General features: G+C 72.1%; 8 protein-coding genes and 2 tRNA genes. 6 read left to right on the top strand and 4 right to left on the bottom strand.

The annotated features are described in order from the left end of the window. Nucleotides 1-83: 83 nt before the first annotated feature. A complete protein-coding gene (locus EPD65_RS12125; RefSeq protein ID WP_107698594.1) occupies nt 84-287 on the bottom strand; it encodes a cold-shock protein in 204 nt (67 codons plus the stop codon). 334 nt (nt 288-621) lie between these two features. On the opposite strand from EPD65_RS12125, the gene EPD65_RS12120 reads away from it, so the two are divergent. The 3 genes from EPD65_RS12120 to EPD65_RS12110 all read left to right on the top strand — a co-directional run bounded on the left by EPD65_RS12120 (nt 622) and on the right by EPD65_RS12110 (nt 5,387). Then, nucleotides 622-697, top strand: a tRNA-Lys gene (locus EPD65_RS12120). A gap of 122 nt (nt 698-819) precedes the next feature. After that, nucleotides 820-1,281, top strand: coding sequence for a DUF5994 family protein (locus EPD65_RS12115; RefSeq protein WP_131584483.1), 462 nt, complete (start codon nt 820-822; stop codon nt 1,279-1,281). Between the two features lie 230 nt (nt 1,282-1,511). Then, complete coding sequence (locus tag EPD65_RS12110; RefSeq protein WP_131584481.1) at nt 1,512-5,387, top strand: coiled-coil domain-containing protein; 3,876 nt, start codon at nt 1,512-1,514, stop codon at nt 5,385-5,387. A gap of 93 nt (nt 5,388-5,480) precedes the next feature. On the opposite strand, the gene EPD65_RS12105 is transcribed toward EPD65_RS12110, so the two are convergent. Further along, nucleotides 5,481-6,926 carry an NAD(P)/FAD-dependent oxidoreductase gene (locus EPD65_RS12105; protein ID WP_131584479.1) on the bottom strand — a complete coding sequence of 482 codons (1,446 nt, stop codon included), beginning with the start codon at nt 6,924-6,926 and terminating at the stop codon, nt 5,481-5,483. A gap of 197 nt (nt 6,927-7,123) precedes the next feature. Here EPD65_RS12105 and EPD65_RS12100 point away from each other — a divergent pair, with 197 nt between their 5' ends. Genes EPD65_RS12100 through EPD65_RS12095 form a run of 3 tightly spaced genes read left to right on the top strand, consistent with a single transcriptional unit; the run spans nt 7,124 to nt 8,798 of the window. Beyond that, nucleotides 7,124-8,062 (top strand): ATP-binding protein, encoded by a 939-nt coding sequence (locus tag EPD65_RS12100; RefSeq protein WP_165872991.1) that lies wholly within the window; start codon nt 7,124-7,126, stop codon nt 8,060-8,062. Then, complete coding sequence (locus EPD65_RS16320) at nt 8,059-8,475, top strand: fluoride efflux transporter FluC (RefSeq protein ID WP_165872990.1); 417 nt, start codon at nt 8,059-8,061, stop codon at nt 8,473-8,475. Before EPD65_RS12100 ends, EPD65_RS16320 begins: the two co-directional genes overlap by 4 nt. Further along, nucleotides 8,475-8,798, top strand: coding sequence for a fluoride efflux transporter FluC (locus EPD65_RS12095; protein ID WP_131584477.1), 324 nt, complete (start codon nt 8,475-8,477; stop codon nt 8,796-8,798). The genes EPD65_RS16320 and EPD65_RS12095 overlap by 1 nt, the downstream gene beginning before the upstream one ends. A 164-nt stretch (nt 8,799-8,962) precedes the next feature. Here EPD65_RS12095 and EPD65_RS12090 read toward each other — a convergent pair whose 3' ends face one another. Both EPD65_RS12090 and EPD65_RS12085 read right to left on the bottom strand, forming a co-directional pair. Next, nucleotides 8,963-9,304 carry a metallopeptidase family protein gene (locus tag EPD65_RS12090; protein WP_207891529.1) on the bottom strand — a complete coding sequence of 114 codons (342 nt, stop codon included), beginning with the start codon at nt 9,302-9,304 and terminating at the stop codon, nt 8,963-8,965. A gap of 193 nt (nt 9,305-9,497) precedes the next feature. Then, nucleotides 9,498-9,571 (bottom strand) — tRNA-Asp (locus EPD65_RS12085). Nucleotides 9,572-9,634: the final 63 nt, after the last annotated feature.

Raw genomic sequence — 9,634 nt, 5'->3', positions numbered from 1 at the left:
CCGGACCCCAGCACGTGCTGGGGTCCGGGACTCCTGACGTCAGAGACAGGTGCGTCTCGGACAGGTGCCTCAGACTGAAGGAATCAGACGGGGCGAACGTTCTCCGCCTGCGGGCCCTTCGGACCCTGCGTGACGTCGAACTCGACCTTCTGGTTCTCGTCCAGCGACTTGTAGCCGTTGGTCTGGATGGCGGAGTAGTGAACGAAGACGTCGTCGCCGCCGTCCTCCTGCGCGATGAAGCCGAAGCCCTTCTCGGCGTTGAACCACTTCACGGTGCCCTGAGCCATTGCTCTACTCATTTCTGTAATCGGGGCGAGAGGCCGCCCTGATCAACGGCCCCACAACACATGCGGTGACACGTCGCTCCGACTCGAAATGCTGGGACCCCGAGGAAGACACGCCGTTGGATCACAAACTCCGCGGGCGTCACACCTGCTGGAACTTGCACCTGTTGCGTTGGAAACATTAGCAACGAACGGCCTTGATGGAACCCCCGAATGCGGTGAACTCTGGGGAACACCGATGTAACGCCCTCACCGAACCAGACCGGCCCGGACGAACCGGTCACGGCGACGGGTTGGTCGTAGACTCCCGACCCGTGCCGGAGCCTGCTCGTGGCACGGGCCCTTAGCTCAATTGGCAGAGCATCGGACTTTTAATCCGCGGGTTGTGGGTTCGAGTCCCACAGGGCCTACCAAAGCGCGGGCGGCCGCGATGCCACCCGACCTACACTGAGGGCAACAGGCCGACCCTGGTGCTCCCGCCGGGAGGGCGGGGTGGCCACGAAGGGCGGCCGTCGTGGTCCGTGCCATTCATGCCGTGGACGACCGCGTCGCCCTCCGCATCTCCCTCGCCGAGCGACCCGGCCTCGGCGGACTCGATGGCGGCTGGTGGCCACAGAGCCGCGATCTCGAGGTCGAGCTGCGCGACCTGATCGACCACTTCCCCGGCGCCGCCGGCCGGATCGTCGGCGTCATCTGTTCGCAACCCGACTGGGAAGACAGCGACGATCCCGCGAGCCACATCGCCACCCGCGACCGACGCGTCGAGGTCAGCAGGTTTCCGGGCGGCGCAGACACGCACCTGCTGATCATCCGCACCGCAGGACACGGTCGACTCCACATGCTCGTCGTCCCTCCGACCGCGACCCTGACCCTGGGCAAGCGCGCACTGCGCCTCGCAGCCCACTCGAGCTCCCGGCTCTCGCCGGCCCTGGTCATGCGGACGCTCGGCCCGGCTGCCCTGCGACCGGTTGCAGTCGCGGCCGCCCTCACCTCCTGAGGTCGCCCGACGGTCCGGCATCGTCGACGAGATCCGCGTGCGGATCGAGGCCCTGGTCGCCGACCTCCCCGGTACGCCGGGACGCTGACTGCCATTTGTCGGGCGGTACTGCGTAACCGCTGCCGGACGCTGTAGTTTCGGCATGTATGAGGCCGACCACACCGCCCGGCAAGGGCACGCCGCGCGACGGCGGGAAGGCCACACCGCAGTTTCGGGAGGACGAAGACGCCATGTCGGCGGAGAGCACTGAGCCCACGCACGACGTGGACGAGTCGCCTGACGACATCGTCCTGCGCATGGCGCAGCAGGCCGTGGACACCGGCGAGAACGCCGCGCCGAAGATGCCGGTCAACCCGCGCACCGCACTCTGGCGCCGTGTTCGCGGCGTCACGGGAGCGGACGACGAGGCCGAGCCCGAGGAGCAGCCGGAGGAGCCGTGGCTCCCCGCCGACCTGCCCTCCGCGCCGCTGCACCTCGACGAGTCGGCCGACGACGCTCCGCTGGGCGACGACCGCATCCTGGGCCAGGCACGCTCCGGCCTCGACGACCCCGACGCCGGCACGCAGCCGACCGAGGACCGTGCGTCCTGGCTCGACCGCCTGACGCATCACGACCGGCCTGCGGAGCAGGCGCCGACCGCCGGCGCCCCTGCCGAGGCGAGCACCGACGCACCGGAGACGACCGACAAGCGTCGTACGCGTCGTACGCCGAAGCGTCCCGCTGCCAAGCCGGCACCGGTCCCCACCGAGGCGACCCCGCCGTACATCCCGCCGACCGAGGCCCGCGCCGTCGTTCCCGACTTCCGTGGCGACGACGTCGACTCGATGCGCAAGGCCGCCGTGGCCCGTGCCACGCAGGGTCTCGCGGCCGCAGCCGAGCGCGCCGCTGCCGAGCAGGAGGCCGCGGCTCTGGCGGCCGCCGAGAAGGCCAACCGCGACCGTGCTGCCGCCGAGCGCGCAGCCGAGGCGGAGCGCGTCGCCGCCGAGCGCCTCGCGCAGGAGCAGCGCGCGCTGGAGAGTGCCGCCGCGGCAGAGCGTTCCGCTGCCGAGCGCGCAGCCCGCGTCGAAGCCGCTGCGTCCGAGCGTCTGGCTGCCGAGCAGGCCGCCGCCGAGCGCGCCCGGCATGCCGAGGAGGAAGCCACCGCGCGTGCCGCCGCCGAGCGTCGCGCTGCCGACAAGGCCGCCGTTGCCGAGAAGACCGCCAACGAGCGGGCCCTCGCCGAGCAGGCAGCCCACGAGCAGGCCCAGATCGCTGAGCAGGCCGCTGCCGAGCGCACGGCGCTCGAGCTCTCCGCCCAGAACCAGGCCCGCGCCGCGGAGAAGGCCGCCGCACGGCGCGTCGTTGCCGAGAAGGCTGCCGCCAAGCAGGCTGCTATCGAGAAGAAGGCCGCCGAGGAGCGCGCGGCAGCCGAGCAGGCCGCCGCTGCCCACGCCGCCGAGGCCCAGCAGATCGCCGCCCAGCGCGTCGAGGCCGAACGCCGCGCCGTCGAGCAGGCCGCCGAGGCGGAGCGACTCGCCGGGGCCCGGATCGAAGCCGAGAAGACCGCTCAGGTCCAGGCCGCCGAGGCCGAGCGCCTCGCCGCCGAGCGTCTGGCGGAGGAGAAGGCCGCGCGGCAGCGGGCCAGCGAGGCCGCCCACTTCGCCAACGTGCGCCTCGAGGCCGAACGCCGCGCCGCCGAGGAAGCCGCGCTCGCCGAGGTCGCCGCCCAGGCACGTCGCGCCGCGGAGGAGCAGGCCCGCACCGAGCTCCAGGAGCGGATCGCTGCCGAGAACGCCCGGCTTGCCGAGGCCCAGCAGACCGAGCGCGACCGCGTCGCGCGTGCCGAGGAGGTCGAGCGGGCCCGGCACGAGCAGGCCCGTTCGCTCGCCGCCGACGAGGCTGCCCACGCGGAGTCCCTGCGCCTCGCCGCCGAGCACAGCGAGACCGAGCGCGTCGCCGCGGCTCAGCGCGCTGCAGCCGAGCAGGCCGCCGCTGCCCTCGCGGCCGAGGCCCACCAGCTTGCCGCCCAGCGCGTCGAAGCCGAACGCCGCGCAGCCGAGCAGGCTGCCGAGGCGGAGCGCATCGCGCAGACCCGCATCGAGTCCGAGCGCGCCGCCGCCGAGCAGGCGCAGGAGGCTGCGCGCCTCGCGGCCGCGCGGATCGAGGCGGAGCGGGTTGCCCAGACGCAGGCCGACGAGGCTGCCCGCGCTGCCCAGGCCCGCATCGAGCTCGAGCGCCAGGCGCAGGCTCGCGCCGCCGAGGCCGAGCGCCTCGCCACCGAGCGTGTTGCCGCGGAGAACGCCGCCCGCCAGCGCGCCGACGAGGCCGCCCACTTCGCCACCATGCGTCTCGAGGCTGAGCAGCGCGCTGCTCAGGAGGCCAATCTGGCGCAGGAGGCTGCGCAGTCGAACCGGGCCGTCGAGGAGCAGTCGCAGCTCGAGTTCCAGCAGCGGATCGCGGCCGAGCACGCTCGTGCCGCCCAGCAGGCCGAGGCCGACCGCATCAGCGCCGAGCAGGCGGCTCAGGCGCATGTCGCCGAGGTCCAGCGCCTCGCCGCTGCGCGGGTCGAAGCCGAGCGGGCTGCCCACGAGCAGGCGACCGAGGCGCAGCGCCTCGCCGTCGAGCGTGCCGAGGCAGAGCGGGCTGCCCACGAGCGTGCCGCCGAGGCCGAGCGCGTGGCCCGGGCCCGGATCGAGGCCGAGCAGGCCGCGCAGGCGCGGGCGACCGAGGCAGAGCGTCGTTCGGCCGAGGTCGAGGAGCTCGCGGCCCAGCGACTCATCGAGGAGAAGGCAGCCCGCCAGCGCGCGAGCGAGGCCGCCCACTTCGCGACCGTCCGCCTGGAAGCCGAGCGCCGCGCCGCCGAGGAGGCCGCCCTCGCTGAGGAGGCCGCCCAGACGCTGCGCGCGACGCAGGAGAAGGCACGCTCCGAGTTCGAGGCTCGCATGGCCGCCGCACGCACGGAGGCCGATGTCCTGGCCGCCGATCGTGCCGAGGCCGATCGCCGCGAGGCCGCGCGCCTGGCCGCACAGCAGGCAGCGAAGGACGACGCCGAGCGCCTCGCAGCAGCCGAGACCGCGCGCGCCGAGGCCGAGCGCCTCGCCGCCGAGCGTGCCGAGGGCCAGCGAGCGGCCGCCGAGCAGGCGGAGGCCGAGCGCCTCGCCGCCGAGCAGGCCGAGACCGAGCGCCTCGCCGCCGAGCAGGCCGAAGCCCAGCGCATCGAGGCCGAGCGCCTCGCCGCCGAGCAGGCCGAAGCCCAGCGGGTCGCAGCGGAACAGGCAGCGGCTGCGGAGGCACAGCGCATCGCCGAGGCTGAGGAGGCCGAGCGGTTCGATGCGGCCCAGGCCGAGACGCCCGCGGAGCGCACCGGATCCCGCGCGCTGCCGATCCCGGCCGACACGGGCGAGGTGACGGCGTTCGCCGGGAGCGCCCGGCACCGCGACGACCGACCGACCGGCGACCTTCCGCCCGTTCCGGCGGCGCCCGCAGCGTTCGCGCCGCCAGTGGCGGCCCCGGCAGTCTTTGCTCCGCCGACCCCCGTGACCTACGAAGCCCCCGGGGCTCCGGTGCCCGAGGCACCGGCCGCGGCGTTCGCCGAGACGCCGGCCGAGTCCACCGCGACGATCCCGGCCGTGCCCGCGGAGGTCCACGCCGAGGTCCCGGCGGCAGCACCCGCGACTGCTCCGGCCGCCAGGGTCCAGGCACCGGGCGGTGCGGTGGACTTCGGCCGTCGCGGTCCGTCGCCGCTGGTCAACGGCATGCTGCAGCTCACGCTCTTCGCGCTGGCGCTCACCGGCTGCTACATCGCGTACCAGGACCCGTCGAAGGTGACCATCGGTGTCGCCGCTGCGCTCTCGCTGGCGCTGATCTTCTTCGCGTTCCGGTCCGGCAAGGGCCAGTCGCACGTGCGCATCGACGACGGCATCCTCGAGGTCGTCGAGGACCAGTCGCGCTACAAGTTCGACCTGACCAACCCGCGCGTCGTGCTGGAGATGCCGAACCCGCCCGGCAGCCGCAAGTGGAAGGTCCTCATCCACCGCGCGAGCATGGCGCCGTACGAGATCGATGGCCGACTGGTCGACCCGCAGCAGTTCACCGAGGTGCTCCGCCAGTTCCGCCCGGACCTCTGACAGGTAGCCAGGCAGCACGACAGCCGACCAACGCGAAGGGCCGCGGACACCTCACGGTGTCCGCGGCCCTTCGTCGCTGAGGAGGTACGCCGGTCAGCCGGCCGCCGACTCGTGCGTTCCGCGCTTGCGCGAATCGGTGAGGGTCGACTCCTGCTCGGCCTTGGCCTCGAGCTTGGCGCGGACCTTGTTCCAGTCGGCGGGGGCCGAGGCCACCGCCGCCGTGCCGCCGTCGAGGCGGTTGATCGCACGCCGGGCGAAGATCTGCGTCTCGGTGATGACCCGCTCGGAGCGGCCGTGGCCGAGGAAGCTGACCAGCCAGTGGCCGAGCGCGTAGACCCGGTTGCGGTAGCCGGTCATGTAGGCGAGGTGCACCGCGAGCCACATGAACCAGGCGATGATGCCGCTCAGGGTGAAGTTGCCGATCTTCACGACTGCGCTGAAGCGCGAGATCGTGGCCATCGAGCCCTTGTCGAAGTACTTGAACGGCTTCAGCGGGGCCTTGCCGGCGAGGCGGCCGTCGATCGTCTTGGCGGCGTACTTGCCACCCTGGAGCGCGACCTGGGCGACACCCGGCAGGTTGTCGAGGGCGATCATGTCGCCAACGACGAAGACCTCGGGGTAGCCCGGGAGCGTGAGGTCGGGGTTGACGGCGATGCGGCCGGCACGGTCGAGTGCAGCACCGGTCTGCTCGGAGAGCGTGGTGCTGAGCGAGCTGGCCTGGACACCGGCGGCCCACACCTTGCAGCCGGACTCGATGCGCATCGGCTCGGCGTCCTTGAACTGCACGGTCAGGCCGCGCTCGTCGAGGTCGGAGACGAGACCACCGAGGATGACCTCGACGCCGCGCTTCTCCAGCGACTTCTTGGTGACCTCGCCGAGCTTCTTGCCGAACGGCGGCAGGACCTGCGGCGCCGCGTCGAGCAGGATGACCCGCGCCTTGCTCGTGTCGATGCTGCGGAAGTCCTTGCGGAGCGTCCGGTGGGCGAGCTCGGCGATCTGGCCGGCCATCTCGACACCGGTCGGGCCCGCGCCGACGACGACGAACGTCATCCGGCGTACGCGCTCCTCCTCGGTCTCCGCGAGCTCCGCCAGCTCGAAGGCACCGAAGATGCGGCCGCGCAGCTCGAGGGCGTCGTCGATCGACTTCATGCCGGGCGCGAACTCGGCGAAGTGGTCGTTGCCGAAGTACGACTGACCCGCGCCAGCCGCGACGACCAGGGAGTCGTACGACGTGACCGTCTCGCGGCGCTGGATCTTCGACGTGATCGTCTTGTTGACGAGGTCGATGTCGGTGACTTCGCCGAGAACGACGCGCGCGTTCTTCTGGCCCGAGAGCACGTCGCGGGTCGCGGGCGCGATCTCGCCCGGCGCCAGGATGCCCGTCGCCACCTGGTAGAGCAGCGGCTGGAAGAGGTGGTGGTTGGTCTTCGCGATCATCGTCACGTCGACGTCGGAGCGCTTGAGCCCCTTCGTCGCGAACAGACCGCCGAAGCCGGAGCCGATGACCACGACGTGGTGGCGCTTGGCAGTGTCAGACATGTACTGGCCTTTCCTGGGCAGACCCTCCCGTGGGCGCCCTCCCCGCGGGCGCGAGCCCTAGCCTGCCACCTCCCACCGGGTGCTCGTCCAGCGGCCCACCCCTTGCCGTCCACCGTCCGAGATGTCGCTTGTGCAAGCATGGAGTGCGTCCCAGTGTGAGGGACGTAACGCAACCCATCGCAGACGGAGTCGTTCGCGTGCCCCTGAGCCAGCCAGCAATCCACCTGGACCCCGGTCCCGGGTGTGTGAAGCAGGCGCGCCTCTGGGTCGGCGAGTCGCTGCGGACCCTCGGACGCGCGGAGCTCGTGGAGACCGCCGAGCTCGGTGTGTCCGAGCTCGTCGCCAACGCCCTGCTGCACGCACGGGCGCCGGTCCGGCTCCGGATGCGTGGCACCCGGGAGCACCCGCGGGTCGAGGTCCTCGACGGCTCGCTCCAGCCACCGGCGTCGCCCGTGCGCGTTGCCGAGGGCGACCACCTGACCACCATCGGCCGCGGCCTCGAGATCGTCGCCATGGCAGCCACGGCCTGGGGCGCGGAGATCGAACGGCAGGGCAAGGTCGTCTGGTTCGAGCCGGCGCCGTCGATGGCGGAGGAGCCGTCCCTGCCCGGCGACATCTTCGAGGCCGAGCCGTTCGTCGCCACGGCGGCCGAGGTACACGAAGGGCTTCCGGTCCGCTTCCAGGACCTGCCCGTCGACCTGTACGCCGCGACGTACGTCCATCACCAGGAGCTGCGCCGCGAGCTGCGCCTCCTGGCCCTCGCGCACGGGGACAGCTACCCGATCGCCTCGAGCATCTCGCGGGTCTTCCACAGCTTCGACGACCAGCTGCGCCGCTCGGGCGGGGCCGACGCGCTGGACGCCGCACTCGAGGGCGAGGCCGAGACGAAGACCATCGACGCCACGCTCGTCGTACCGCCCACGCTGCCGCACACCGCGAGCAGAATGATCGACATGCTCGAGCTCGCCGACACCTTCTGCCGTTCCGAGCGGCTGCTCTCCCTGGCCACCTCGCCCGAGCAGCGCGCCTTCCGCAGGTGGTACCTCGGCGAGTTCGTCCGCCAGGGCGACGGCGAGTCGCCGCTGCCGTGGAGCGACGAGCTGCTCGCCCTCGAGCGGGACGAGTCCGCGGAGTGACCAAGCCCCCGCAGCCGCTCTTCCTCCTGGCGGCCGCTGTCGGTGGCGCCCTCGGCGCCCTCGCCCGCTGGGGCGTCGACACGACCTGGCCCGCCGGCACTGGCTTTCCCTGGGGCACGCTGACGATCAACGTCACCGGCAGCTTCCTGCTGGCCCTGCTCCCCGCCTTCGCGGTCGTACGCCGCCACGCGGTGCTGCCCGTGCTCCTCGGCACGGGCCTGCTCGGCGGCTGGACCACCCTCTCGACGTACGCCAACCAGAGCCGGGCGCTGCTCGCCCATGGTTCGAGCGACCTGGCGTTCAGCTACATGGCGGCGACGCTGATCGCCTGCGTGCTCGCCGTACGGCTGGCCCATGTGTGGTCCTCCCCCGCCTCGCAGGCGGAGTTCGAGGCCGAGGAGGGCAACGAGTGATGGACGCAGTCCTCGTCGTCGCGGGCGCGGCTGTCGGCGCTCCGCTGCGCTACACCGCCGGTCACTACCTCGACGGCCGGTTCCCCCTCGGCACCCTGCTGGTCAACGTGGTCGGCGCCTTCCTGCTCGGGCTCTTCGCCGGTCTCACGCTCGACGGTCACCTGATGGCACTGCTCGGCACCGGCTTCTGCGGCGCCCTGACGACGTACTCGGCGCTCACGGTCAAGTCGGTCGAGCTGGGGCGCGTCACGGGCACGGCGTACGCCCTCGGCACGGTGCTGCTGGCCCTGGGAGCTGCCCAGGCCGGCTTCGTCCTCGCCTAGGGCGTGTCTGACAAACCGTCGCCGTCGCGAGCGGCGGCCGGTGCGTGGGCTGGCAAGGCGGAGGAGGGAGCCGTGGCGGAGCCACGGCGACTGACGACAACGCAGCCAGGGCACGTGCCGGGCGACGCGTAGCAGGCGCAGGTTTGCCAGACACGCGCTTGGGGTCAGCCCCAGCCGAGCGCGTGCAGCCGCTCGTCGTCGATGCCGAAGTGGTGGGCGATCTCGTGCACCACGGTGATCCGCACCTCGTCGGCCACCTCCTCCTGCGAGTCGCACATGTCGAGCAGATTGGCGCGGAAGAGCAGGATCCGGTCCGGCAGCTCGAACCCGTCCTGGAGGCTGCGGTCGGTGAGCGCGACGCCGTCGTACAGACCGAGCAGGTCGGGATCGTCAGCGGGCGCCTCGTCCTCCACGAGGACCGCGACGTTGCGCACCAGCGCCGCCAGCTCGTCGGGAATGCCGTCGAGGGCTTCGTCGACGAGGGCATCGAAGGCTTCGTTGCTCATCTCGACCGGCACACGGTCATCCAACCAAACCGCCGGTCGCCCATCGAGCTGCTCGAGCCCACTGTGCAACCACACCAGCGCGCCATGCGGATGTCATGACGTGAGCAGAGTGCGTCCGGATGGTTGTCCAGTCGCGCCTCGGCCACCAAATGACATCAGCCCGGATCTCTGAGAGATCCGGGCTGATGATCGGCGACCCCGACGGGACTCGAACCCGCGGCCTCCGCCGTGACAGGGCGGCGCGCTAACCAACTGCGCTACGGGGCCATTGCTTCGTGGTGAAGCGAGTGGAACCTTAGCCCATCTCCCGCCGGACCTCACAATCGAGGT

It is taken from the genome of Nocardioides jejuensis, from assembly GCF_004337475.1.
GTDB lineage: Bacteria > Actinomycetota > Actinomycetes > Propionibacteriales > Nocardioidaceae > Nocardioides > Nocardioides jejuensis.
Note: the sequence above shows the minus strand (reverse complement) of the source record. Positions and strands in the feature narration are given on the sequence as shown.